Annotated in this window: 19 protein-coding genes and 1 pseudogene; 15 read left to right on the top strand and 5 right to left on the bottom strand. The window is 68.4% G+C overall.

The features are described 5' to 3' along the window. The first annotated feature begins 131 nt into the window (after positions 1–131). The 3 genes and pseudogenes from IEW34_RS10675 to moaB all read left to right on the top strand — a co-directional run bounded on the left by IEW34_RS10675 (position 132) and on the right by moaB (position 3,156). A pseudogene (locus IEW34_RS10675) lies at positions 132–1,551 on the top strand (adenylate/guanylate cyclase domain-containing protein). Between the two features lie 97 nt (positions 1,552–1,648). After that, on the top strand, positions 1,649–2,560 hold the full coding sequence (gene ypfJ / locus IEW34_RS10670; RefSeq protein ID WP_188609139.1) for a KPN_02809 family neutral zinc metallopeptidase: 912 nt from the start codon (positions 1,649–1,651) through the stop codon (positions 2,558–2,560). A 53-nt stretch (positions 2,561–2,613) separates the two neighbouring features. Then, the gene (gene moaB, locus IEW34_RS10665; protein WP_188609258.1) at positions 2,614–3,156 is read left to right on the top strand and encodes a molybdenum cofactor biosynthesis protein B; all 543 of its coding nucleotides are present in this window, start codon (positions 2,614–2,616) and stop codon (positions 3,154–3,156) included. A gap of 40 nt (positions 3,157–3,196) precedes the next feature. Here moaB and IEW34_RS10660 read toward each other — a convergent pair whose 3' ends face one another. Beyond that, positions 3,197–4,042, bottom strand: coding sequence for a uracil-DNA glycosylase (locus tag IEW34_RS10660; protein WP_188609138.1), 846 nt, complete (start codon positions 4,040–4,042; stop codon positions 3,197–3,199). A 108-nt stretch (positions 4,043–4,150) separates the two neighbouring features. Between IEW34_RS10660 and fosX the strand changes: the two genes are divergently transcribed. The 4 genes from fosX (at position 4,151) to IEW34_RS10640 (ending at position 9,447) form a co-directional block, all read left to right on the top strand. Next, the gene (fosX, locus tag IEW34_RS10655; protein WP_188609137.1) at positions 4,151–4,585 is read left to right on the top strand and encodes a FosX/FosE/FosI family fosfomycin resistance hydrolase; all 435 of its coding nucleotides are present in this window, start codon (positions 4,151–4,153) and stop codon (positions 4,583–4,585) included. Between the two features lie 292 nt (positions 4,586–4,877). After that, positions 4,878–6,554 carry an electron transfer flavoprotein-ubiquinone oxidoreductase gene (locus IEW34_RS10650; protein ID WP_188609136.1) on the top strand — a complete coding sequence of 559 codons (1,677 nt, stop codon included), beginning with the start codon at positions 4,878–4,880 and terminating at the stop codon, positions 6,552–6,554. A gap of 210 nt (positions 6,555–6,764) precedes the next feature. Beyond that, entirely contained in the window at positions 6,765–8,528 is a 1,764-nt protein-coding gene (locus tag IEW34_RS10645; protein ID WP_244641912.1) for a tetratricopeptide repeat protein, read from the top strand. Positions 8,529–8,586: 58 nt separating this feature from the next. Continuing rightward, positions 8,587–9,447: a 4-(cytidine 5'-diphospho)-2-C-methyl-D-erythritol kinase gene (locus IEW34_RS10640; RefSeq protein WP_188609134.1), complete on the top strand. Its 861-nt coding sequence runs from the start codon at positions 8,587–8,589 to the stop codon at positions 9,445–9,447. Positions 9,448–9,555: 108 nt separating this feature from the next. On the opposite strand, the gene IEW34_RS10635 is transcribed toward IEW34_RS10640, so the two are convergent. Then, the gene (locus IEW34_RS10635) at positions 9,556–10,569 is read right to left on the bottom strand and encodes a polyprenyl synthetase family protein (RefSeq protein ID WP_244641911.1); all 1,014 of its coding nucleotides are present in this window, start codon (positions 10,567–10,569) and stop codon (positions 9,556–9,558) included. 230 nt (positions 10,570–10,799) lie between these two features. On the opposite strand from IEW34_RS10635, the gene IEW34_RS10630 reads away from it, so the two are divergent. Both IEW34_RS10630 and IEW34_RS10625 read left to right on the top strand, forming a co-directional pair. Then, complete coding sequence (locus tag IEW34_RS10630) at positions 10,800–11,030, top strand: putative signal transducing protein (RefSeq protein ID WP_188609132.1); 231 nt, start codon at positions 10,800–10,802, stop codon at positions 11,028–11,030. Continuing rightward, positions 11,027–11,860 carry a tRNA1(Val) (adenine(37)-N6)-methyltransferase gene (locus IEW34_RS10625; RefSeq protein WP_188609131.1) on the top strand — a complete coding sequence of 278 codons (834 nt, stop codon included), beginning with the start codon at positions 11,027–11,029 and terminating at the stop codon, positions 11,858–11,860. Before IEW34_RS10630 ends, IEW34_RS10625 begins: the two co-directional genes overlap by 4 nt. 14 nt (positions 11,861–11,874) lie before the next feature. Here the strand turns inward: IEW34_RS10625 and IEW34_RS10620 are convergent, their stop codons facing one another. Continuing rightward, positions 11,875–12,276, bottom strand: a complete 402-nt coding sequence (locus tag IEW34_RS10620) for a hypothetical protein (protein WP_188609130.1) — start codon at positions 12,274–12,276, stop codon at positions 11,875–11,877. Positions 12,277–12,470: 194 nt separating this feature from the next. Here IEW34_RS10620 and IEW34_RS10615 point away from each other — a divergent pair, with 194 nt between their 5' ends. Next, positions 12,471–13,373, top strand: coding sequence for a S49 family peptidase (locus IEW34_RS10615; protein WP_188609129.1), 903 nt, complete (start codon positions 12,471–12,473; stop codon positions 13,371–13,373). 5 nt (positions 13,374–13,378) lie between these two features. Here the strand turns inward: IEW34_RS10615 and IEW34_RS10610 are convergent, their stop codons facing one another. Next, the gene (locus IEW34_RS10610) at positions 13,379–13,612 is read right to left on the bottom strand and encodes a hypothetical protein (protein WP_188609128.1); all 234 of its coding nucleotides are present in this window, start codon (positions 13,610–13,612) and stop codon (positions 13,379–13,381) included. A gap of 447 nt (positions 13,613–14,059) precedes the next feature. Here IEW34_RS10610 and IEW34_RS10605 point away from each other — a divergent pair, with 447 nt between their 5' ends. From IEW34_RS10605 to glyS, 3 genes are all read left to right on the top strand, one after another. Further along, entirely contained in the window at positions 14,060–14,980 is a 921-nt protein-coding gene (locus tag IEW34_RS10605; RefSeq protein ID WP_188609127.1) for a glycine--tRNA ligase subunit alpha, read from the top strand. Positions 14,981–15,390: 410 nt separating this feature from the next. Next, a complete protein-coding gene (locus IEW34_RS10600) occupies positions 15,391–18,219 on the top strand; it encodes an autotransporter outer membrane beta-barrel domain-containing protein (RefSeq protein ID WP_188609126.1) in 2,829 nt (942 codons plus the stop codon). Between the two features lie 108 nt (positions 18,220–18,327). Beyond that, the gene (gene glyS / locus IEW34_RS10595) at positions 18,328–20,520 is read left to right on the top strand and encodes a glycine--tRNA ligase subunit beta (protein WP_188609125.1); all 2,193 of its coding nucleotides are present in this window, start codon (positions 18,328–18,330) and stop codon (positions 20,518–20,520) included. A 7-nt stretch (positions 20,521–20,527) separates the two neighbouring features. On the opposite strand, the gene IEW34_RS10590 is transcribed toward glyS, so the two are convergent. After that, positions 20,528–21,004 carry a hypothetical protein gene (locus IEW34_RS10590; protein WP_188609124.1) on the bottom strand — a complete coding sequence of 159 codons (477 nt, stop codon included), beginning with the start codon at positions 21,002–21,004 and terminating at the stop codon, positions 20,528–20,530. 319 nt (positions 21,005–21,323) lie between these two features. Between IEW34_RS10590 and IEW34_RS10585 the strand changes: the two genes are divergently transcribed. Further along, positions 21,324–21,593 (top strand): helix-turn-helix domain-containing protein, encoded by a 270-nt coding sequence (locus tag IEW34_RS10585; protein ID WP_188609123.1) that lies wholly within the window; start codon positions 21,324–21,326, stop codon positions 21,591–21,593. Positions 21,594–21,645: 52 nt separating this feature from the next. Further along, positions 21,646–23,367, top strand: coding sequence for a SulP family inorganic anion transporter (locus IEW34_RS10580; protein WP_188609122.1), 1,722 nt, complete (start codon positions 21,646–21,648; stop codon positions 23,365–23,367). Positions 23,368–23,657 lie beyond the last annotated feature (290 nt).

Below are 23,657 nucleotides of genomic sequence, written 5' to 3'. Positions count from 1 at the left end.
CGGATCGGCAGGGCGGTCGCCTGTGGACGGGGGAGCAAGCGGCCGCCATCAACCCATGGGGGGTGACGGACTACAGGCGGTCCGCGCGATTCGGCGCGATACAGGTGGGCGCTGTTCGGCTATGATGGCGGATGACCGACGCCGAGGCTCAAGCTCGTTTTTCGGTATTGCGGCAGGCCGCCGCTGCGGACGCTGCCGCTGCGATCGAGATGTTCGTGCGTGACGGCTCCGATCGCGAGCTCAACCGCGTCAACGTGCTGGAGTTCGCCGCCCGCTACGGCCTCAACGAGGAGAGCGCCATCTCGGCGTTCCTGCACGCGGGGCGCCTCGGCCTCTTCGACATGTCCTGGAACGTGCTCTGCCCCGGCTGCGGCGGCGTGCTCGATTCCAACACCTCTCTGAAGACGCTCAATCGCAACGAGTATCATTGCTCGCTCTGCGCGGCCGGCTACGAGCCCAACCTCGACGATGTGGTCGAGGTGAGCTTCACGGTAAGCCCGCGCGTGCGCCGCATCGCCGCCCATGATCCGCATAGTCTGCCGATATGGGAGTACCAACGGCAGATGTTCTGGTGCTCCGGCGTCGACCTGCCCGACGACGAGACCTTCAACCGGGTCATCGACAAGGTGGTGCTCGACGCCGTGGAACTGCCGGCCGGCGAGAAGGCGATTCTTTCGCTGCGCATGCCGCCCGAGTTCCTGATCGTCTTCGATCCAGTGACGCACGCCTCCCTGTTCATCGACGTGAAGGGCGAGCCGACCAACGAGCGCCGCGAGCTGTCGCTCGTCTTCAACCGGGCGCAATCCCCCAACGAGACGGTGACGCTGGCCCCCGGGCCGCTGCGCCTCACGCTGGAGAACCGTGCCGACACGCGCGTCCTGCCCGGCGTCTACATCGCCGGCCATGACATGCACGACATGCTCGGGCGGCGGAAGCGCTTTTCTCACCGCCAAGCGTCTGCTGACCAACCAGACCTTCCGCGACATCTACAAGACCGACGCGCTTACCGTCGATCAGCGTCTCAAGATCACGAGCCTGAGCTTCCTGTTCACCGACCTCAAGGGGTCGACGGAGCTCTACGAGCGTGTCGGCGACCTCGTCGCCTACGATCTCGTGCGCGCCCACTTCAGCGTGATGAACGACATCGTCGCGGCGGAGACGGGCGCCGTCGTCAAGACCATCGGCGATGCCGTTATGGCGACGTTCCCGTCGCCCGACCATGCGCTCGCCGCGGCGCTCAAGGTGCGCGACGCCATGGGCCGCATCAACGCCGAGCGCCGCAGCGAGGACCTGCTGCTCAAGATCGGCCTGCACGAGGGCCCGTGCCTCGCCGTCACGCTCAACGACAGGCTCGACTACTTCGGCCAGACGGTGAACATCGCCTCGCGCGTGCAGGGTTTCGCCATGTCGCGCTCGATCTTCGCGACCGAGCCGGTGGTCATGCATCCGGAGGCGGTCCGGCTGCTGGCGCAGGCCGGGCTCGTGCCGGTGGCGCAGCGCCGCGCCCTGCGCGGCGTCGGCGGCGAGATGACGGTTTACGAGATCCCCTGAAGGCACGTTTCGCCCCGGCCATTCGAGCTATTCAAATGGTCGCGCGCCACTGCTATCAGTGCTCGACAACGCTCGCTGTACTAGGCCAGGACCGACCATGCGCTGGGACGAATTCCGCACATCGAGCAACGTCGAAGACCGACGGGGTGACGAGGGCTATGGCGGCGGTGGCGGTGGGCTGATCCCCGGCGGCCGAGGCGGGCTCGGCATCGGCACCATCATCATCCTCGGGCTGATCGGCTGGGCGCTCGGCATCGATCCACGGCTCCTGATCGGCGGTGCGGAGATCCTTTCGGGCGGTGGCGGCGGCCCCTCGTACCAGCAGCAGGCGCCCTCGCAGACGTCGAGCGCCCCGCCGCAGGACCAGGTCGGCAAATTCGCCGCGTCCATCCTCGGCAACACCGAGGACGTGTGGAAGGCGGTGCTGCCGGCGCAAGCCAACGTGCAATACCGCGAGCCGCGTATGGTGCTGTTCAGCGGCGCCACCCGTTCGGCCTGCGGCGCCGCCCAGTCGGCCATGGGCCCGTTTTATTGCCCGCTCGACCAGACGGTCTACGTCGACCTTTCCTTCTTCGAGGAGATGCGGCAGCGCTTTCGGGCGGGCGGCGACTTCGCCTACGCCTACGTGCTGGCCCACGAGGTCGGCCACCACGTGCAGAACCTCCTCGGCGTTCTCGACAAGGTCGAGGACGCCAAGCAGTCGGCGTCGAAGGCGGGGCGCAACGCGCTCTCGGTGCGCGTCGAGCTGATGGCCGATTGTCTCGCCGGCGTCTGGGCCAACAACAGCAACCAGAAATACAAGTTCCTGGAGGAGGGCGACGTCGAGAACGCCATGAACGCCGCCTCGGCGATCGGCGACGACCGGCTGCAGAAGCAGTCGCAGGGCTTCGCCATCCCCGACAGCTTCACGCACGGTAGCTCGGCCCAGCGCACCCGCTGGTTCATGACCGGCCTGAAGAGCGGCCAGGTCAAGTCCTGCGACACCTTCAGGGCCGGCGACCAGCTGTAGCTGCATCCTACGCGCTGCGACGGCGCGCCGCGTATCCGACGGGGAGAACGATTCTGGCACGCCTTGACCTGACCCGACCGTTCCTTCCCGTGTCGATCGCCGTTCTCACGGTGTCGGACACGCGCGGGCCCGAGGACGACCGTTCGGGCGATACGTTGGTGGACCGGCTGACGGCCGCCGGCCATCGCCTGGCCGAGCGGGCGCTGGTCACCGACGATGCGGCGCTGATCGCCGCCAAGGCGGAAGCCTGGATCGCCGACCCCGCGGTCGACGTGATCATCACGACGGGCGGCACCGGCTTCACCGGGCGCGACGTGACGCCTGATGCCCTCGAGCCCCTCTTCGACAAGCGCATGGACGGCTTCTCCATCGCCTTTCACATGCTGTCGCACGAGAAGATCGGCACCTCGACCATCCAGTCCCGGGCAACCGCAGGGCTGAGCGGCACCACTTTCATCTTCGTGCTGCCCGGCTCGCCGGGGGCATGCCGCGATGCCTGGGACGGCATCCTCGCCACCCAGCTCGACTACCGCCATCGCCCCTGCAACTTCGTTGAGATCATGCCGCGGCTGGACGAGCATCTGCGCCGGGGGTAGGGCCGCTTCGTCACGCGAGGCCACCGCAAGCCATGCCAGCTCAAGAGGTCCCGGGCTCAGCCAGCGCCCTGCGGATGGCACGGAAATCGCGCCAGGCCAGCCGCTTCTGCAAGGGCGAGCGCAGCAGGTAGGCCGGGTGCAGGGTGGCAAAGCCGCGGATCGGCCGCGTGCCGGTGTGATAGTCGCACCAGCGGCCACGCGCCCTGAGAATCCCCTCGCGGATGCCGAGCAGGGCCTGCGCCGCCGGGCCGCCCAGGCAGACCAGTATGTCCGGGTCGGCAAGCTCGATCTGACGATCGATGAACGGACGGCAGATCGCCGCCTCCTGGGGAGTCGGCGTGCGGTTGCCGGGCGGCCGCCACGGTACGATGTTGGCGATGTAGACGGCCGTGCGGTCGAGCTCGATGGCCGCGAGCATGCGGTCGAGCAACTGACCGGCGCGGCCGACGAAGGGCCGGCCGATGCGGTCTTCGTCGGCGCCCGGTGCCTCGCCGACGAACATCACGCGCGCGGTCGGCGTGCCGTCGGCGAAGGCCAGCTGGCGGGCTGTCCGCTTCAACGTGCAGCCTTCGAAGTCGGCGAGAGCCGCTTCGAGCTCTTGGAGGGTGCCGGCGGACCTGGCCAGCGCTCCGGCCAGGCGAGCCACGTCGTCGGCCGCCGCGCCGAGCGATTCGGCGCCAGGTCCCTGCGCGGGCGGCGCTCGGTCAGCTGGCCGAACGGCCACCGCAGGAGCCGCCGGGACCACAACGGGCGCCGGGGCGCGAGGCGCGGCGTCCGGCTCGGCGAAACGGTCGTGGGGCGCTTCGTCGAGGGCGCAGTCGATCCCCGCTTCCACGTAGAAGGCGAGAAGCGCCTCCAGAGCCGCCTGGTCGATCCCACCATTCATCGAATGCCGCTAGGTTTGCAGTCGTCGGCCGCGGACCATAGGCGACGGAGGCCGTCTGCGCGAGGACGAACCGATCGCCCGTCGGATGTGCGGCGATGGAGCCAATCGATGATTGCAGGCATCAGCCATCTCACCTTCATCGTCCGGGATCTGGACGCGATGGAGCAGGTGCTGACCTGCGTGCTGGACGCGCGCAAGGTCTACGACAGCGGCCCGGCCACCTTCTCATTGTCGCCTGAGCGCTTTTTCCTCATCGCGGGGGATGCGGCAAGCGATGAAGCGGCGGCGATATGGGTCGTCATCATGGAGGGACGGGGCCCCGCCGAGCGGACGTACGACCACGTTGCGTTCAAGATCGCCGAGGCGGACTACGACGAGCGCCTCGCGCGCGTCCAGAGCCTGGGCCTGGATCTGCGAGCGGGTCGCCCCCGTGTCGAAGGCGAAGGCCGTTCGATCTATTTCTACGACCACGACAGACATTTGTTCGAGCTTCACACCGGCACGCTGCCGGAGCGCCTGGCGCGCTACCGTCGGCAGCCGTGACCGCCCGGCGGGGTTCGAGGCCGGAGCCAGGCCACCGCGCCGGTACCGAGGAGCCCGCGTGCGGAGCCGGCCGGCGCGCTGCGTCGCGCTGTCCACTGCGCTCATCCGCCCCGCCTCGCCGCTTGTTTGCTGCAATCGAATGGTTCAAAAGTGAACCGTCCGCACCGGGCATCTTCCGCACGCCGAGATCGATATTGGAGGGAGCTGCGGTGCCGACAGCAACGCTCACGAAGCTCTTTCGATTCGTTCGGATCGGGGCGCGCTCTACATGACCGATCCAGAGGAGAACGGGATGGAACTGCCTGAACGCGAGGGGATGGACTACGACGTCGTCGTCGTCGGCGGCGGCCCGGCGGGTCTTGCGGCGGCGATCAGGCTCAAGCAGCTCGCGGCCGAAGCCGGCACCGAGATTTCGGTGGTCCTCGTGGAAAAAGGCTCGGAAGTCGGCGCGCACATCCTGTCGGGAGCCGTCATCGATCCGATCGGCCTCGATCGGTTGCTGCCCGACTGGCGCGAAGATCCCGATCGCCCGTTGACGACGGAGGTCACCGACGACCGCTTCTATTATCTCGGGCCGGCGGGCGGCATCCGGCTGCCCAACTTCGCCATGCCCAAGCTGATGAACAATCACGGCAATTTCATCGGTTCCCTGGGCAACGTGGCGCGCTATCTCGCCGTCCAGGCCGAGGCGCTCGGCGTCGAGATCTATCCGGGCTTCGCCGCCGCCGAGGTGCTCTACGACGACAAGGGTGCGGTCCGCGGTATCGCCACTGGCGACATGGGCGTCGCGCGCGATGGCGAGCTGAAGGGCGAGTATACGCGCGGCATGGAGCTGCGCGGCAAGTACACCCTGTTTGCCGAAGGCGCCCGCGGCAGCCTGACCAAGCAGCTGACCGCCCGCTTCAAGCTGCGCGAGCATGCCGACTTCGAGAAGTACGGCATCGGGCTCAAGGAGCTGTGGCAGGTGGCGCCGGCGAAGTTCAAGCCCGGCCTGGTGCAGCACTCGTTCGGCTGGCCGCTTCAGGACGGCACCGGCGGCGGCTCGTTCCTCTACCACTTCGACGATCACCTGGTCGCGGTGGGCTTCGTCGTCCACCTCAACTACGAGAACCCGACCCTGTCGCCGTTCGACGAGTTCCAGCGCTTCAAGACGCATCCGTTCATCCGCGACACCTTCGAGGGCGGCAAGCGCTTGAGCTACGGGGCGCGGGCCATCACCGAGGGCGGCTGGCAGTCGGTGCCCAAGCTCGTCTTCCCCGGCGGGGCGCTCGTCGGCTGCGCCGCGGGATTCGTCAACGTGCCGCGCATCAAGGGGTCGCACAACGCGGTGCTGTCCGGCATGCTGGCGGCCGAGCATGCGGCTGCGGCGCTCGCCGAGGGCCGGAGCGGCGACGAACTCACCGGCTACGACAGCGCCTGGCGCAGCTCCGACATCGGCCACGATCTGCGCCGCGTGCGCAACGTCAAGCCGCTGTGGTCGCGCTTCGGCACGCGTATCGGCGTCCCCCTGGGCGGCATCGACATGTGGCTGAACCAGCTCTTCGGGTTCTCGCCGTTCGGCACGCTGGGTCACGGCAAGCCCGACTATGCCTCGCTCAAGCCGATCGACAAGGTGAAGCCGCTCACCTACGGCAAGCCCGATGGCGTGCTGACCTTCGACAAGCTGTCGTCGGTCTTCATCTCCAACACCAATCACGAGGAGAATCAGCCAGTCCACCTCACGCTGAAGGATCCGTCGATTCCGATCGCCACCAATCTGCCGATCTATGGCGAGCCGGCCCGGCTCTATTGCCCGGCCGGCGTCTACGAGGTGGTCTATGGCGACGAGGTGAAGCGGACGGAGCCGCGCTTCGTCATCAACGCGCAGAACTGCGTGCACTGCAAAACCTGCGACATCAAGGACCCGTCCCAGAACATCAACTGGGTGACGCCGGAGGGCGGTGGCGGCCCGAACTACCCCAACATGTAAGGGGGGCCGGAGGCCGGTGTTCGACGCGCTGCGAAGCTTGGCAGCCGGGCCGCGGCGCATCGCCGTGCCCGGCGGGTGCCCCGCTTGCCCCATCATCGCAAATTAGCCATGGTGGGCGATCAGACCGAGCTGCGAGGCGCGCATGCGGCCGTGGCGCCTGACATCAGCGGGAAGCTCGTGACGCGTCTCATTCGGCATCGACACCCGGCCGTGCGCCTCTTCAGCGCCACGGCTCTTGCCCTCAGTCTCACCTTCAGCCAGTCGGCAGCGGCCTCCCGCGCCGAGGTCGATGTAGGCAAGCAGCCTGAACCGGCCGACAGCGTTGAAGGCAACTATCTGGCGGCGGTGGTGGCCGGCTCGGCCCGCGACGCGGAGGCTGCCGCCCGCTATTTCGGCGAGGCGCTACGCGGGGATCCGCGCAACCGCGAATTGCTCGAGCGCGCTTTCATCGCCTTTCTCGCAAGCGGCTCCCTCACCGAGGCTTTTCCGGCCGCCGAGCGGCTGGTGGCGCGAGACCCCAGCAATGGCCTGGCGCAGCTGGCGCTCGGCGTGCGCGATCTCAAGGCCAAGCAGTATGCCAAGGCGCGCGCCCATTTCCAGAAAGGCGGGCGCGGCCGCGCTGCCGACATCACCGCAACCCTGCTGACCGCATGGTCGTGGGCCGGCAGCGGGGACTTTGCCAAGGCGGTCGAGACGGTCGACCGGTTGAAGGGGGAGAATGCCTTCAACCTGTTCCGCGACTATCACGCCGGCCTGATCGCCAGCATGGCCGGCCAGCGCGAGAAGACCGAAGCCGACCGGCGCATGAAGGCGACCTATGCGCAGGAGCGGACGACGCTGCGGGTCATCGACGCCTACGGCCGGTACCTGTCGAGCGTGGGTGACACGCCGGGCGCGATCGAGGCCTACGAGGGCTTCGACAAGCTGGCTCCCCGTCACCCGGTGATCCGGCAGGCCCTCGACGACCTCAAGGCCGGAAAGACGCTCGAACCGCTGGTGACCGACGCACAGGATGGCGGCGCCGAGGTGCTGTACGGCCTGGGGGCTGCCGGCAGCCAGCAGGGCGACGAACTGGCCGCCATGATCTACCTGCAGCTGTCGCTCTATCTGGAGCCGCACAATACGATGGCGTTGATCACGCTGGCGGACATCCTGGAGCGCTTGAAGCAGCCCGAACAGGCCATGGCCGTGTTCAAGCAGATCCCGACCGACTCGCCCATGCGGCCGGCCGCCGACGTGCAGATTGCCGTCGACCTGGAAACGCTCGGTCGCGGCGACGACGCGGTGGCCCACCTCGAGCGAATCGTCAAGGAGCGGCCTGATGACTCCGACGCGCTGACCGCGCTCGGCACCATCTACCGCTCACGCAAGGAATGGCAGAAGTCCGCCGACATCTACACGAAGGCGATCGAGCGCATCGGCACGCCCGAGGCGCGGCACTGGACGTTGTTTTACTTCCGCGGCATCGCCGAGGAGCGTGCCAAGCAATGGTCGAAGGCCGAGGCCGACCTGAAGAAGGCGCTCGACCTGGCGCCGGACAGTCAGGCGCGTGAGCGTGCGGTGGTGTTGAACTATCTCGGCTATTCCTGGGTCGATCAGGGCGTCAACCTGGACGAGGCGTTCCAGATGCTGCGCAAGGCGGTCGAGTTGCGGCCGCGCGACGGCTACATCGTCGACAGCCTGGGCTGGGCCTACTATCGCCTCGGCCGCTACGACGATGCGGTGCGCGAGCTGGAGCGCGCCATCGATCTGAAGCCATCCGATCCGACCATCAACGACCACCTGGGCGACGCCTATTGGCGCGTCGGGCGGCGGCTGGAAGCCCGTTTCCAGTGGAACCACGCCCGCGATCTCTCGCCCGAGCCCGACGAGTTGCCCAAGATCCTGGCGAAGATCGAGCACGGCATGCCCGACTCGGCTCCGCCGACGGCAGCCGAGGTCGAGAAGCCCGAGCCGGGCCGCAACGGCGGCTGAACCAGGTCGCGGTCCGGCCCGCACCGGCCGCTGACCGGCACCGGGAGATCGTGCCGTCGTGCTCAGTGCCCGCGCTTCCGCCAAGGTCAACCTGACGCTCCATGTGCATGGCCGCCGGGCCGACGGCTACCATGAGCTGGAAAGCCTGGTCGCCTTCGCCGGCGTCGGCGACCGCCTGACGTTGACGCCGGCATCGGCCCTGACGCTCCATGTCGACGGCCCTGGTGCCGCCGCGGCCGGCCCCGCGGACGCCAACCTGGTGTACAAGGCTGCCCGGGCGTTGCAGCGGAGGCAGCCCGGCCTGGCCCTCGGGGCCTTCGCGCTCAGCAAGCACCTGCCGGTGGCCGCCGGGCTGGGCGGCGGCTCGGCCGATGCCGCGGCGGCGCTGCGGTTGCTCGCCAACGCCAATGCCCTGCCGCTCGATCATGCCGACATCCGCGGGGCCGCGCGGGCCACCGGGGCCGACGTGCCGGTGTGCCTCACCGGCAAGGCCCGGATGATGCGCGGCATCGGCGACGAACTCGGCCCGGCCGTCGCCCTGCCGCTCCTGTTTGCGGTCCTCGTCAACCCGGGCGTGGCGCTTGCCACCAGCGACGTCTTCCGTGCGCTTGCGGCACCGCCCCTCGCAGGCGCGCAATTGGCAGCCGCAGTCGAGCCGCCGGCCGGTGGGCCGGCGCTGCTGAGGTGGCTTCTCGCCGCGCGCAACGACCTGGAGCCCCCCGCCCTCGGGCTTTGTCCGCAGGTGGGCCAGGCGCTGGCGGCGCTGCGCGAGGCGGCGGGCTGCCGGCTTGCGCGCATGTCCGGCTCGGGCGCGACCGTCTTCGGCCTGTTCGACGATTGCCGCGCCGCCGCCGCCGCAGCGAGGGCGATCAGGGTCGCGCAGCCGGCGTGGTGGGTGAAGCCGACGGTCCTGCGCTGACGGCGACTAGAGCGCCTTCGAGCAAAGTGGACGCCGGCTCGCGTGAAGAAAACGCGATAAATCAAACAGATAGAGCATTTCGGCGATTCGGAGAAACGCGGAAATGTTCTAGTACGCCCGCGCGATGCAGAACTCGACCGTCTCGGTGAGCGCCCGCTTCATCGGCCCGTCGGGGAACACGTCCAGCGAATCGATGGCCAGGCCGCCGTAGTGGCGTGCTCGCTCGCTGGTATCCGCCAGGGCGCCGTTGGCGTGCATGAGGCCGATGGCGTGCTCCAGCTGTTCGGTGCCGGTCTCGCCGGCCTCCAGCGCGCGGCGCCAGAAGGCGCTCTGCTCGTCGTCGGCGCGCTGCAGCGACAGTACGACGGGCAACGTCAGCTTGCCCTCGCGGAAATCGTCGCCGACATTCTTGCCGAGCTTGGCCGAGGTGCCGCCGTAGTCCAGCGCATCGTCCACCAGCTGGAAGGCGATGCCCAGGTTCATGCCGTAGGCGCGGCAGGCCGCGCGCTCGATCGGGCTGCTGCCGGCAAGGATGGGCCCGACCTCGCACGCGGCGGCGAACAGCGTCGCGGTCTTGGCGCCGATGACGGCCAGGTAGTCGGCTTCGGTGGTGGCCGTGTTCTTGGCGGCGGAGAGCTGCATCACCTCGCCCTCGGCGATCACCGCGGCGGCCGTGGAGAGCACGTCCAGAGCGCCGAGCGAGCCCACTTCCACCATCATGCGGAAGGCTTGGCCGAGCAGGAAATCACCGACCAGGACGCTCGCCTCGTTGCCCCACAGCATGCGGGCCGCGAGCTTGCCGCGGCGCATGTCGCTCTCGTCGACCACGTCGTCGTGCAGGAGCGTGGCGTTGTGCATGAACTCGACGCTGGCGGCGAGCTTGATGTGGCCATCGCCATGGTAGCCGCAGAGCGCGGCGTGGGCGAGGGTCAGCATAGGCCGCAGGCGCTTGCCGCCGGACGAGATGAGATGGTTTGCCACCTCGGGAATCATCGCCACGTCGGAGCCGGTCCGCGATAGAATCATCCGGTTCACGCGCTCCATGTCGACGCTAACCAGGCTGACGAGCCGTTCGATGCTCGCCGGAGCGTCCTGGCGCTGTCCCACTGCGACGAAACCCAAACTGCTCTCCTCTGCGCCCCTGGAGCGCATCCCGGCGATCCGTGGCTCGGCCCGATCGCCGGGATGCGCTCCAGATTCGAATGTGGAGCAATTCGCCCCGACCAGATTTGCTTGTCTGATCAAGGCGAAATGCTCTTGCGCCCCGGCCGGGGGCGCCCCACGGTGCCCACTCCCGCCGGAGCCCGCAACGGGCTTCATACTGCACTCGCTCATGTTTCGGCGAATTGCAAATGATCGAACTGCTGCGCACCAACGACCTGATCCTCGTGGGGTTCGTGGAGAGCCTGCTCAAGGGCGCCGACATCATTCATTTCGTCGCCGACGCCCACGTGAGTGCGGTGGAAGGATCGATCGGCGCGTTCCCGCGGCGATTGATGGTGGCGCAGGAGGACGAGGCGGAAGCGCGGCGGATCCTCGTCGATGCCGGCCTGTCGGCGGAGCTGCGGGCCGCGCGGCCATGAGTGCCGGGGCGGCCACGAGTGCCGGGGCGGCCGGCGGTGACCTCGGCGGCCAGGACGCCTGCCTATCTCAAGACGCCTTCCTCGCCGGCCGCCTGCATCTGTCGCAGTTCCGCAAAGGCCACCATCGCGGCGGCACCGACGGCGTGCTCGCCGCCATGCAGGCCGCGGCCCTCGCGCCGGGGCGGCTGGTCGACCTGGGTGCGGGGACCGGCCTCGTCGGCCTCGCCGTCGCCCACCTGTGTCCGCGCGCCGAGGTAACCCTGGTCGAGCGCAGCCCGGAGCTGGCGGCGTTGTGCCGCAGCAACGCGGCAGCCAACGGTCTGGCGGATCGTGTCCACGTGGTCGAGGCGGACGTGCTCGGCTCGGGCGCCGATCGCCGTGCGGCCGGGCTCGAGCGCGGCGGCGCCGACCTGATCGTCACCAATCCGCCCTGGTTCGAGGCGGGGCAGGTGCGCCGCTCGCCGGCGCAGGGCCGCGGCCGTGCGCATGTGTTTGGTGAGACGGACGGCGCTTCGCCGCTGATGCAATGGTTGAGGACGGCGAGCGACCTGTCCGCCCCGGGAGCCCGCCTGGTGATGATCCACCGCGCCGATGCGCTTGGCGAGATCCTGGCCGCGGCGGCCGGCCGCTTCGGCGGCCTGGCGATCAGGCCGATCCACCCGCGGCGCGACGAGCCGGCCATCCGCGTCCTGGTCAGCGCCCGCAAGGGCAGCCGTGCCGCCATGACGATCGAGCCGGCGCTGGTGCTCCACGAAGCGGACGGGCGCTTTACGGCCGAGGCCGCCGCTCTTCATGGCGGCCTCCTGCCGGCGGACTGGGCTAACGGATAGTCGAGCCGGGCGCGTTACCAATAACGGCGGTAATAGACGGGACGCCGCCAATAAACACGCCGATGGTAGACCGGCCGACGATAATAATAGGGGCGATAGTAGGCCGGCCTGCGGTAATACACCGGCCTGCGGTAGTAGACCGGTCGATAATAGGCGCGCCGATAGTACACCGGCCTCCGGTAGAAATAGGCCGGGCGGTAGTAGCGCCGCCGCACCACCCAATACACCGGAGTGACCTGCTTGGCAGCGGATGCTGCGACGTTGGGAGCACCGGCGCCGGTCGCGGCCGGCAGGGCCACGGCCGGCGACGTGCCGACCGCTGCAATGGCAAACGGCGAGAGTGCAACGGCCGCGGCGGCGAACAGACGGCGGAGCCGCGGCGTCGCAAAGGCCTCGCGAACTCGAGTGACAATCATCGGTTTCCTCCTGGGCGGAAGGGCGAACGGCCCGTCGGGCTTGCGCTGAAACCATCGTCGAGGCGCAGCATAGCATGAATGCCCGGGAGGCCCGAGCTAGGCCTCTCCAGACGATCCACCCGCGGGCCGCCGCCTTTGACTGTCGGCGCGCGGGGCGGCTTGTCCATTCAATCCTGCGTCCCTATGTGCTCGCAATGCCGGAAGCTGCGCCGTCACCGTCCAAGTCCCTCGCCCAATCCCTCGCCGGCCTGCTGCCGTCGCGCTGGTTCGGCCGCGGCAAGCCGCTGGTCTCGGTGGTGCGCCTGCAGGGGCCTATCGGGATGGCGTCGCCGTTCCGTGGCTCATTGACGCTTGCCGCGCTGGCGCCGGTGCTGGAGGCGGCGTTCGCCCCCAAGCGGCTGAGCGCCGTCGCCCTGGTGATCAATTCGCCCGGGGGCTCGGCCGCCCAGTCGCATGCGATCTTTCAGCGTATCCGCAGCCTCGCGGCGGAGAAGGGGGTGCCGGTCGTCGCCTTCACCGAGGACGTGGCGGCCTCGGGCGGCTACATGCTGGCGATCGCGGCCGACGAGATCTACGCCGATCCGTCCTCGATCGTCGGCTCGATCGGCGTCGTGTCGGCGGGCTTCGGCTTCGACCGCGTGCTGGAGAAGCTCGGCATCGAGCGCCGCGTCTATTCGGCGGGCGACGAGAAGGCCATGCTCGATCCCTTTCGGCCGGAGCGATCCGAGGACGTGGCACGCCTCAAGGCGATCCAGGCGGAGGTGCACGCGCATTTCATCGGGTTGGTCGAGCGCCGGCGCGGCGCGCGGCTGCGCCCCGATTCGCCGGGGCTGTTCGGTGGAGCCTTCTTTTCGGCCGGCGAAGCGGAGCGGTTCGGCCTGATCGAGGGGATCGGCGATCTGCGCGGCAAGATGCGCGAACGCTTCGGCGATGAGGTGCGCTTCAGGTTGGTGCAGCCGCGCCGGGGCTTGGGGCTGCGGCGGCTGTTGAACCCAGCCGGTGCATCATCGCTCGGGGCCGCAACTGCGGCCGTGGATCCGGGCGCGTGGTTGTCGGCGATCGCCGAACGGTCGCTCTGGTCCCGCTACGGACTGTAGCACCCCTAGCTCTCGGACGAGCAGGCCTCGCCGTAGCCAGCATAGACCATACGCACGCCCGCCGCCTTGCACGCCGTATCGGGGCTGGCAACGACCGCCGGTGCAACGGACCTGGGCGTTAGCTCCAGAGCCGGCTGCACCGGCCGGCTGTCTGCACGATGCGGGATCGTCTGCACGACAGCGATGGCAGCGAGGGCCGAAATGACCGTCACCACGATCATGGTATTGCGGGTGCTCATGGAAGGGCGCGCCACGGCTGCGCGCGGATGATTGAAGCGAGACATGGCTCCTACCTTCGCAAAACGCCGCGAGGTCCGACCTCGCCGATGCACGAACCATGACCGCCCCCGCGACCCAAGAATGTGCGGCGGGGCACACCGATGGTTAACGGAGCGGCGTCTTTCGTTAATAAACGCTGGCGGAGCCGCTTCGGATGCAGGCGACCGACGGATTCTTGACTTCGGCCGGTCGCCCGATCAGGGTGCGCCGCCGCGACGGGGTGGTCCCGGCGCGGCCGGGCCTCGCGACGCGGGCCGATACAGCGGAGCCCCAATCCGGCGCCTCCTCAGCAGGGATTTGCGAACCGGAACACGGTTGCGGTCCGCAAATCCCTGCTAAGACCTTTTGAGTGTTGCCCGCCCGCTGGGCGGGTTCGGAAATTCTGCTTAGCCAGCCGAAGACATGAGATGACCGCGCACGACCCGCTCGCCCCGCAACGCTCGTTCCAGGGCCTGATCCTTACGCTGCAGCGCTTCTGGGCGGAGCGTGGCTGCGTCATTCTCCAGCCCTACGACATGGAAGTCGGGGCGGGCACTTTCCATCCGGCGACGACGCTGCGCGCGCTCGGACCAAGACCGTGGAAGGCCGCCTACGTGCAGCCGTCCCGGCGACCGAAGGACGGCCGCTACGGGGAAAACCCCAACCGGCTCCAGCACTACTATCAGTTCCAGGTGATCCTGAAGCCCAACCCGCCAGACCTTCAGGAACTCTACCTGGAGTCGTTGGCTGCCATCGGCGTCGATCCGGGTCTGCACGACATCCGCTTCGTCGAGGACGACTGGGAGAGCCCGACGCTCGGCGCCTGGGGGCTCGGCTGGGAGTGCTGGTGCGACGGCATGGAGGTGTCGCAGTTCACCTATTTCCAGCAGGTTGCAGGCATCGAGTGTGCTCCTGTTGCCGGTGAACTGACCTACGGGCTGGAGCGTCTGGCCATGTATGTGCAGGGCGTCGAGCGGGTCTATGACCTCAACTTCAACGGCGGCGAGGGGGCCGGCAAGGTCACCTACGGCGACGTCTTCCTTCAGGCCGAACGGGAATTTTCGCGCCACAATTTCGAGTACGCCGACACCGCATTGCTGTTCCGCCACTTCAAGGACGCCGAGGAGGAATGCCGGCGCCTGCTTGCGGTGGGGGAGGGGGCGGACGGTCGCCACATGATGGTGCTGCCGGCCTACGACCAGTGCATCAAGGCGAGCCATGCGTTCAACCTGCTCGACGCCCGCGGCGTCATCTCGGTGACCGAGCGGCAGAGCTACATCCTGCGCGTGCGGGAACTGGCCAAGGCCTGCGGCAGTGCCTGGCTGCGGACCGAGGCGGGCGGAGCCTAACAGCGACAGCGTGCCGGCAGCGATAACGCGGACTTAGCTGCGGGCGCATGCCAAGCCTGCGTTGCTTCGATGTCCCGCGCCGCCCGGCTTAGATGTGACCAAACATTGCCACCCCCTCAGGGCCGCCCAGCGGACATTGGCGCTCGTCATCGTTCCGTAACATCGTATAAGTCACTCGTCTGAGCAGATGCTCAGATTTCGTGCGCTTTCGGGGGTGAGCGTCGATGAGTAATCTTGTCTTCAGGTCTAGAGCATTTCCGCGTTTCTTCGAATCGTCGAAATGCTCTATCTGTTTGATTCGTCACGTTTTCTTCACGCGAACCGAAGTCCACTTCGCTCGAAAACGCTCTAGGACGCCTTCATTTTACGTCGTGCAATTGTTTATTGCTGGCCTCGGCGTCGGGATCGTCATGCCGGCGCAAGCGCAGGTCACTTATAGGACACTTGATTACGGAACGACTGGGACGTTCCTGACCGGTATCCGCGGTGACAATATCGTCGGAAACTATGTCGTTCCGAGCACCACCGACACGGGCGGCCTGCTCTTCGACCTCAGGACCAACACCTGGACGGCATTGCCGGTCGCTACGCCGAATGGCGCCAATTTCCCGGGCGCTTCGAGTTCGTCGCCTTACGGGCCCAGCGTTGGCTCGCAGACCGGTATCCTGCGCGCGGTCGGCAGCTACAAGACCCCAGGCTCGGCCTTCGACCACAGCTATCTCTACGACGGCGCCGCCGCGCCCGGCCAGCAGATCAGGCTGCTCGACTTTCCGAGCGCGCCGGGCGCGCCGACGTTGAACACGATCACGCACAGCACTTTCGGCAACCAAGTCGTGGGCAATTACGACACCCAGATCAAGACGGGCAACGCTCTCGTCTACAATATCGCCACCGGAACCTACACGACCAACAACATGCCGGGCGCCGTCAGCACCACGGCCTACGGCGTGTGGGGCGACAAGATCGCCGGGGGCTACGCCATGGCCGGGCCCGGCGGCGGCGTGGGCTTCGAGCACGGCTACATCTACGACCAGACCACGGCCACCTGGGCGACCTACGACCATCCCGGCGCCATCGTCACCCATCTGGAAGGCATCACCGGCGCGGGGCGCTCCGGCGAGTACAACATGGTGGCCGATTGGGTGACGCCGGACGGCGTGGTGCATGCCGGCGTGTTGCATGTGGACGCGCTCGGCATTCCCACTTGGTATGAGATCAATATTCCGGGCGCCGCGGTGGTGTCGTCGAACTCCGCGTATGGCGACAAGGTGGTTGGTGTCTACACGATGCCCGGCTCTACCGGGTCCAATGGCTACGTCGCCACCATTCCAGGCATCTACAATCCGATCCGCAACACCGGCGCGTTGATGTCCAGCGCGACCAACGCGGCCGCCCTCTCCGGCCGCAAGGGCGATGACATCGTCAACAGCGGCACCGTCCGGGTCAGCGGCAACGGCGGCGTCGGGATACGCGGCGAGACCTATGGCGTGCTGACCAATGCCGGCACGGTGGTGGCCACCGGCGTCGTCGGCGCGGCAGTCGAGATGCACGGCCTCTACGGTACCTTGCTGAATTACGGCACCTTGCAGGCTGCCGTCGTCGCCGATGCCTTACGCACCGGCCCCGACAGCTTCGGCAGCATGATCGTCAACACCGGCATCATCGATGGCCGCATCGCCGCGACGGCGGGTCCGGACAAGCGGTTCGAGAACAGCGGCTGGATCGGCGTCACCGGCACCGGCATCCCGGTGACCCATCTCATCAGCGGCACCTTCGTGCAGACCGCCGCCGGCACGCTCGCCCTTCGGGTGGGCTCCAGCGGCAATGACGCGCTGGGGGTGACGGGCGTGGCGCGACTGGCCGGCACCCAGTTGTCGGTCATCCAGCCGAACAGCGGGTTGAGCAACGCCTATACGCTTGTCGCGGCGACCGGCGGCTACACCGGCAGGTTCGATACGCTCAGCACGGTCGGGCTGCCGAGCTTCGTCACCGCATCGCTCGGCTATGGGCCGAACACCGTGACGCTGAACCTCGTGTCCGGCATCGCCCAAGTGGGCGGCCTGGCGCGGAACCAGGCGGCGGTCGGTGGTGGGATCGACGCGATGTTCAACAACGGCGGCGGCCTCACCGACGGGTTGGGCGCGCTCTATGGCCTGCCCGCGAGCCAACTGCCGCTCGCGTTGGGCGCGCTGTCCGGCGAGATCTACGCGGCGCTGCCGTCGACGCTCCATACCGAGAGCGGGCTGGTGCGCGAGGCGATCCTCGGCCGCCTGCGCGGCAGTGTCGCCTCGCTGGCGCCGGCCGGCGATCCGTCGGCGCCACGCATGCTCGACCCGGCCGTCTTCGGCCTCTGGGGACAGGGTTTCGGTGCCTGGGGCCGCTCCGGCTCCGACGGCAACGCATCCACGGTCGAGCGCCGCACCGGTGGCTTCATCATCGGCGCCGACGCGCTGGCATCGGTCGGTCCGCTGCCCTCCGGCATCCGCTTTGGCGCCGCAGGCGGCTATCTCACCACCGACGTCGATGTCGACCGGCTGCTGTCGCACGGCGCCACCAGCAGCGTGTTCGGCGCGCTCTATGCCGGAACCGAGATCGGCCGGCTCAGGCTATCGGCGGGTGCGCTGTACCTGGGCTCGCAGTTCAAGACCAATCGCGCCATCCAAACGGGCGTGTTCTCCGACTACGGCAGCGCCAGGCAGGATGCCTCCTCGCTGCAAGCGTTCGGCGAGGCCGGCTACGCCATGCTCGCGGGGCGCGGCATGCTTGGAAGCCTCGCCTACACCGCCGCGGTCGAGCCCTTTGTCAATGCGGCGGCGATCCGCATCCACGCCGACGGCTTCTCGGAGAGCGGCGGCAGCGCTGCGCTGGCAGGATACGCGCGCACCTACGACATCGGCACCGCGACAGTCGGGGCGCGGTTTGTCGCGCGCCTGGGCGCGCCGGCCGCCCCGGGCGTGGCCGAGCCGTTCGTCGTGCGTGCGTCGATCGGCTGGCGTGCCGCTTTTGGCGACGTCGATCCGGCGACGCTGCTGGCTTTCCGCTCGGCGTTGCTCTCACCCGGCGCGCTGACGCCCTTCGCGGTTTCGAGCGTGCCGATCGACCGCGGCGCCATGGCCGCCGACGTCGGCCTCGACTGGCAGGTCAGCAACGCCATTACGCTGGGCGTCAGCTATGCGGCACAGGCCGGCAGCAATGCCACCGACCAGGCGCTGAAGGGCAAGCTCGAGGTGAGGTTCTAATCCGTCCGGCTCCGGAGCGGGCGTCTCGAAAAGATTGAGGGCGGGTCGAAGCCGGCGTATGTCGTCGCAGGCGCCACCCGACACGTCCCTCAACGCGAGCAACGGCGAATGCCTGACCTTCTCCTCGAGCTCTTCTCCGAAGAAATTCCCGCCCGCATGCAGCGCGCCGCCGCGCGGGACCTCAGGGCGCTGGTGACCAACGCGCTGGTCGACCGCGGCTTCGTCTACGAGGGGGCGGCCGCTTACGTGACGCCGCGTCGCATCGCCCTCAACGTCGTCGGCCTGCCCGCGGTGGGGCAGGACGTGCGCGAGGAGCGCAAGGGGCCGCGCGTCGGCGCGCCGGATGCGGCCATCCAGGGCTTCCTCAAGAGCGCCGGGCTCGCTTCGCTCGATCATGCCAAGATCGTTGCCGATGCCAAGAAAGGCGAGTTCTACGTCGCCGTGATCGAAAAGCCCGGCCGGCGCACGCTCGACGTGCTGGCCGAGGTGCTGCCCGACATCGTGCGCAGCTTTCCGTGGCCCAAGTCCATGCGCTGGGGCGCCGGGTCGGCCGCGCCCGGGGCGCTGCGCTGGGTCCGGCCGCTGCACGCGATCGTTGCCACCTTCGGTCCGGAGACGGAGGAGCCGGAGGTCGTGCCGTTCGCCGTCGACGGCATCGCCGCCGGCGACACGACCCGCGGCCACCGTTTCATGGCCGCTGCCGCCGGCATGGCCGGCCCGATTCGCGTGAAACGATTCGACGACTACGTCGCCACGCTGGAGCGCGCCAAGGTCGTCCTCGACCTCGACCGGCGCAAGGACATCATCCTGAGCGAGGCCAAAACCCTGTCCTTTGCCCAGGGGCTCGACCTCGTCGAGGACGAAGGCCTGCTGGAGGAGGTGGGCGGACTGGTCGAATGGCCGGTGGTGCTGATGGGCACCTTCGAAGAGGAGTTTCTCGCCATCCCGCCGGAGGTGATCCGCGCCACCATTCGCGCCAACCAGAAGTGTTTCGTGCTGCGTCGGCCGGATGGCAGCCTCGCCAATCGTTTTCTGCTGGTGGCCAACATCGAGGCGAGCGACGACGGTGCGGCGATCGCTGCCGGGAACGCGCGCGTCGTGCGCGCCCGCCTCGCCGACGCGCGCCATTTCTGGGAGACCGACCTCAAGGCTTTGCCCGATTATCGGGTGCGCACCGACCTCAAGCCGCTCGATCAGCGCCTGCAAAAGCTGATCGATTCCCGGTCGGTCTTTCATGAGAAGCTCGGCACGCAGGGCGAGCGGGTGGAGCGCATCGTTTCCCTGGCGCAGCGGTTGGCACCGGTCGTCGGCGCCGATCCGGCGCTTGCCAGCCGGGCCGGGCACCTCGCCAAGGCGGACTTGACCACCGAGATGGTGGGTGAGTTTCCGGAGCTGCAGGGCCTGATGGGCCGCTACTACGCCACCGCCCAGGGCGAGGACGCGCGCGTCGCCGCGGCGATCGAGGACCACTATCGGCCGCTCGGCCCCTCGGACCGGGTGCCGAGCGATCCGGTCGGGGTCGCGGTGGCGCTGGCCGACAAGCTCGATACCCTCGCGGGCTTCTGGGCCATCGACGAGAAGCCGACCGGCTCCAAGGATCCCTATGCGCTCAGGCGCGCGGCGCTGGGCGTCATCCGCCTGGTCCTGGAAAACGGGCTCAAGTTGCCGCTCGTCGGCATCTGTCACGAGGCCGAGCCGGAGACCGCCAAACGCTCCATGCCGCGCCTGCCGGAAGCCTTCGGCGGCCGCGTCGTCTCGGCCGATGCCGTCTCGCTGCTTGCCTTCTTCCACGACCGCCTCAAGGTCCATCTGCGTGAGCAGGGCGCCCGGCACGACCTGATCGATGCCGTCCTGTCCCTGGATGGTCAGGACGACCTGCTCCTCGTCGTGCGACGGGTCGAGGCGCTCGGGAGGTTCCTGGCGTCGGAGGACGGCAGGAGCCTGCTCGCCGGCGTCAAGCGGGCCGCCAACATCCTGCGCATCGAGGAGAAGAAGGACGGGGTGAGCTACGGCCAGGGACCGGACGTCACCCTGATCCTGGAGCGTGGCGAGCCGGCCGAAAAGGCCCTGGTCGAGGCCTTGCACGCGGCCCGCGAGCAGGCCGCCGCGGCGGTCGGACGCGAGGACTTCGCCGCCGCCATGCAGGCGCTTGCCCGTTTGCGCGGTCCGGTCGACACCTTCTTCGACCAGGTCACCGTCAATGCGGACGATCCGGCGCTGCGGCGCAACCGCCTGGAACTGCTGGGCGAGATCCGTACCGCGACCCGCGACGTGGCCGATTTCTCCCGGATTGAAGGATAGCCGGCCTTCAGGGCCTGCGCAGAATCCGGTACTGGGACAGCGTCAGGAGCCCGTGGGCGTCGAGGTAGGCGCGCGCATAGCGCCCCGCGCGCAGGCGGGCGATCGGCTGGTAGAGGACGGGACCGATCGGCGCGCGGGCGCCGAGCCGCGCGCACGGCACTTGGAGGACGATGCGCTCGCCGGCACGGTGGGCTGTTCCCCGTTCCACCCGGAGCACGGTGCCGGTGACGGCGCACGGACCGAAGCCCGTCGGCTCCGGAGGAGCGCCGACCTGCGCGACCCGGATCACGACCACGTCCACGGCGTTCTGCCGGGCCTGCTCGTAGAACCTTGGCGGCAGCATCGCCGCGGCCGGCACGACCGATCCGATGAGCCCGGCAACCGCTATCGACACTGCCCGCTCGCGCCAGACCGGGGCGCGGCGCCGCGTCGGGGGATCTGCGCCGACCGCCGCAGCGGCGGCCTCCGTATCATCGCACGTCATGGGCTCCGATCCTCTTAGGGGCCCCACGGACAGGCTCCAGGTGAATGCATGGCTCGCGGCATGTCCGCCTGCGGCCGAGCCCTCGTGTGGCTGCTCGAGCGCTCCCCCAACAGATGGAACCATCCGACCGGGCGGAAAGGCTTCAGCTCATTATCTGGAGCGCGTCTCCCTGATCGGTGCCTCCGTTGCTCGGTGCGCTCTGGCGAAATGGCTCCGGCCGATCTCCCCTGTGGGCATTGCTATTCACGTCTCAACTGTACATAATAATGTCTAAAGCGTCATTAATGCAATATGGTGCATGCATGCCTCACGAGAGCGGATGATAACTGCCGCCCAGATGCGCGCCGCCCGCGCGCTGCTCGGTATCGACCAGCGCCAGCTGGCCGAGATGTCCGGCGTCTCCCTGCCCACCATCCAGCGCATGGAAGCGAGCGAGGGCAACGTGCGCGGCGTGGTCGACACGCTGACCAAGGTCGTCGAGGCGCTGGACCGCGCCGGTGTCGAACTGATCGGCGAACACACGGTCAGTCGGGAAGGGGGGCGCGGCGTGCGCCTGAAACAGGCCAAGCGGCCGCCGGGCAGCGCCTGACGGCGGCATCGACCGACCTGATCCGCCGCTCGTGCGCGAGAGAGTGGAGATCATGATTGCCCAGGGACGCCAACCAACTCTCATAGAGCTCTATACGCCCAAGCTCGTGACCCGGCTGCGCGAGCCCTACGGTTTGGGCGACCTGAGGGCGGACGTGATCGCCGGGCTTACGGTCGCAATCGTCGCGCTGCCACTGTCGATGGCGATCGCCATTGCCTCAGGGGTGGCGCCGGACCGAGGTCTCTACACGGCGATCGTGGGCGGCTTCGTCGTGTCGGCGCTCGGCGGCAGCCGATTCCAGATTGGAGGCCCGGCCGGCGCCTTCATCGTTCTGGTCGCCGCGACGGTGCAGCAGCACGGCCTCGACGGCCTGATCCTCGCCACCTTCCTGTCCGGGCTGATGCTGGTGGCGGTGGGAGCGCTGAGGCTCGGCACCTTCATCAAATACATTCCCTATCCCGTGACGGTGGGGTTCACGGCCGGCATTGCCGTCATCATCCTGGCGAGCCAGCTGAAGGACTTGCTCGGCCTCACCCTGGCCGGCCCCGAGCCGGGTCCATTCATTCCCAAGCTGCAGGTCCTCGCGCAGGCGTTGCCCACGCTGAACTGGACGGCCGCCACCGTCGCCGCGCTGGCAATCGCCACCATCGTCTTTGTCCGCCGGCTGCGGCCGCACTGGCCCGCCTTCCTCATCGCCGTCGCGCTCACATCCCTGCTCGCCGCCGTATTCGGCTGGCCGGTCGAAACCATCGGCAGCCGCTTCGGCGGCATTCCCCAGGGGCTGCCGATGCCGCACCTGCCGGTTCTTTCGCTCGGCAGGGTGCTGGACGTGCTGCCGGCGGCGCTGTCCTTCACGCTGCTCGGAGGCATCGAGAGCCTGCTCTCGGCCGTGGTCGCCGACAGCATGAGCGGCAGTCGGCACCGCTCCAACGCCGAGTTGGTGGCGCAGGGCGCGGCCAACATCGCCTCGTCGCTGTTCGGCGGCATCTGCGTCACCGGAACCATCGCGCGCACCGCCACCAACGTGCGAGCCGGCGCGCGCGGGCCGTTGGCGGGCATCTGCCACGCGGCATTCCTGCTGCTGTTCATGCTCGTGGCCGCGCCGCTGGCGAGCTATATCCCGCTTCCGGCACTCGCGGGCGTCCTGGGGGTGGTCGCCTGGAACATGGCGGAGAAGCACGAGTTCGCGACCTTGCTGCGCGCTTCCCGCGGCGATGCGGTGGTGCTGCTCGCCACCTTCCTGCTGGTCGTGCTGCGCGACCTGACCGAGGGGATCGTGGTCGGCTTCGGGATCGGCGCGCTATTGTTCCTGCATCATATGGCCAACGCGGTCACGATCGAACGACCGATGCCACCCATCGAGGAGGATATCGCCGATACGGCCAACGACAACTGCGTGCCGGGCCGCGATCCGGCGCTCGCCGCCGATCCGGATATCATCGTCTATCGGATTTCCGGCGCCTTCTTCTTCGGCGCCGCCGCCACCGTGGCGGCAGCGCTCGACCGCATCGGTGAGCACCCCAAGGCCTATGTGATCGACTTCTCGTCCGTCGCGGTGATCGACTCGACGGCGGCCGCCACCATCGAGGGATTCTCCCGAAGGGCGCGGCGGCATCAAGCGGCGGTCTATATCGTGGGAGCATCGCCGGCGGTGCGGCGGGTGCTGCTCGTCCATGGCGTGAGGCCGCCCGCGGTGCATTTCGAAGGCAAGCTTGCCGACGCGCTGGCGATTGCCCGCAAGGAGGTGGCGGCGAAGCCTTCAGGCGGGACATGACGGGGCAACCAACGCCGGGACGCTCGCCGGCCCGAGCGTTCCCGCTCCGCCAGCGCCGCCTTGCGCGCCCGTCTCTCGCCGGCAAGTCGCCGCCATCGAGTAAGGCTCGGGATCGCCCATCGAACGTCACCTGAGCTTTGCCGGACGGGCCCAGGCTCATGTGCGCCGCTGGGATCGAACGCCTGCGTTCGATCGAGAGGTCGGATCAGGGCCTCGCAGGAGGGCGGCGGAGCACGACCGCCCACAGTCGATGCATCCTCTCGTCCGGCCCTAATAGACTACGTCGCCGC

The organism is Chelatococcus reniformis (assembly GCF_014640075.1).
Lineage (GTDB): Bacteria > Pseudomonadota > Alphaproteobacteria > Rhizobiales > Beijerinckiaceae > Camelimonas > Camelimonas reniformis.
The sequence above is the reverse complement of the archived record's forward strand: the minus strand, read 5'-3'. Positions and strand labels throughout refer to the sequence as shown.

Excerpts from the sequence above, each read along its gene's own strand:
- ypfJ (WP_188609139.1), top strand. The coding sequence starts at position 1,649 with ATGCGCTGGGACGAATTCCGCACATCGAGCAACGTCGAAGACCGACGG.
- IEW34_RS10660 (WP_188609138.1), bottom strand. The coding sequence starts at position 4,042 with ATGAATGGTGGGATCGACCAGGCGGCTCTGGAGGCGCTTCTCGCCTTC.
- fosX (WP_188609137.1), top strand. The coding sequence starts at position 4,151 with ATGATTGCAGGCATCAGCCATCTCACCTTCATCGTCCGGGATCTGGAC.
- IEW34_RS10650 (WP_188609136.1), top strand. The coding sequence starts at position 4,878 with ATGGAACTGCCTGAACGCGAGGGGATGGACTACGACGTCGTCGTCGTC.
- IEW34_RS10630 (WP_188609132.1), top strand. The coding sequence starts at position 10,800 with ATGATCGAACTGCTGCGCACCAACGACCTGATCCTCGTGGGGTTCGTG.
- IEW34_RS10625 (WP_188609131.1), top strand. The coding sequence starts at position 11,027 with ATGAGTGCCGGGGCGGCCACGAGTGCCGGGGCGGCCGGCGGTGACCTC.
- IEW34_RS10620 (WP_188609130.1), bottom strand. The coding sequence starts at position 12,276 with ATGATTGTCACTCGAGTTCGCGAGGCCTTTGCGACGCCGCGGCTCCGC.
- IEW34_RS10615 (WP_188609129.1), top strand. The coding sequence starts at position 12,471 with ATGCCGGAAGCTGCGCCGTCACCGTCCAAGTCCCTCGCCCAATCCCTC.
- IEW34_RS10610 (WP_188609128.1), bottom strand. The coding sequence starts at position 13,612 with ATGAGCACCCGCAATACCATGATCGTGGTGACGGTCATTTCGGCCCTC.
- IEW34_RS10605 (WP_188609127.1), top strand. The coding sequence starts at position 14,060 with ATGACCGCGCACGACCCGCTCGCCCCGCAACGCTCGTTCCAGGGCCTG.
- IEW34_RS10600 (WP_188609126.1), top strand. The coding sequence starts at position 15,391 with ATGCCGGCGCAAGCGCAGGTCACTTATAGGACACTTGATTACGGAACG.
- glyS (WP_188609125.1), top strand. The coding sequence starts at position 18,328 with ATGCCTGACCTTCTCCTCGAGCTCTTCTCCGAAGAAATTCCCGCCCGC.
- IEW34_RS10590 (WP_188609124.1), bottom strand. The coding sequence starts at position 21,004 with ATGACGTGCGATGATACGGAGGCCGCCGCTGCGGCGGTCGGCGCAGAT.
- IEW34_RS10585 (WP_188609123.1), top strand. The coding sequence starts at position 21,324 with ATGATAACTGCCGCCCAGATGCGCGCCGCCCGCGCGCTGCTCGGTATC.
- IEW34_RS10580 (WP_188609122.1), top strand. The coding sequence starts at position 21,646 with ATGATTGCCCAGGGACGCCAACCAACTCTCATAGAGCTCTATACGCCC.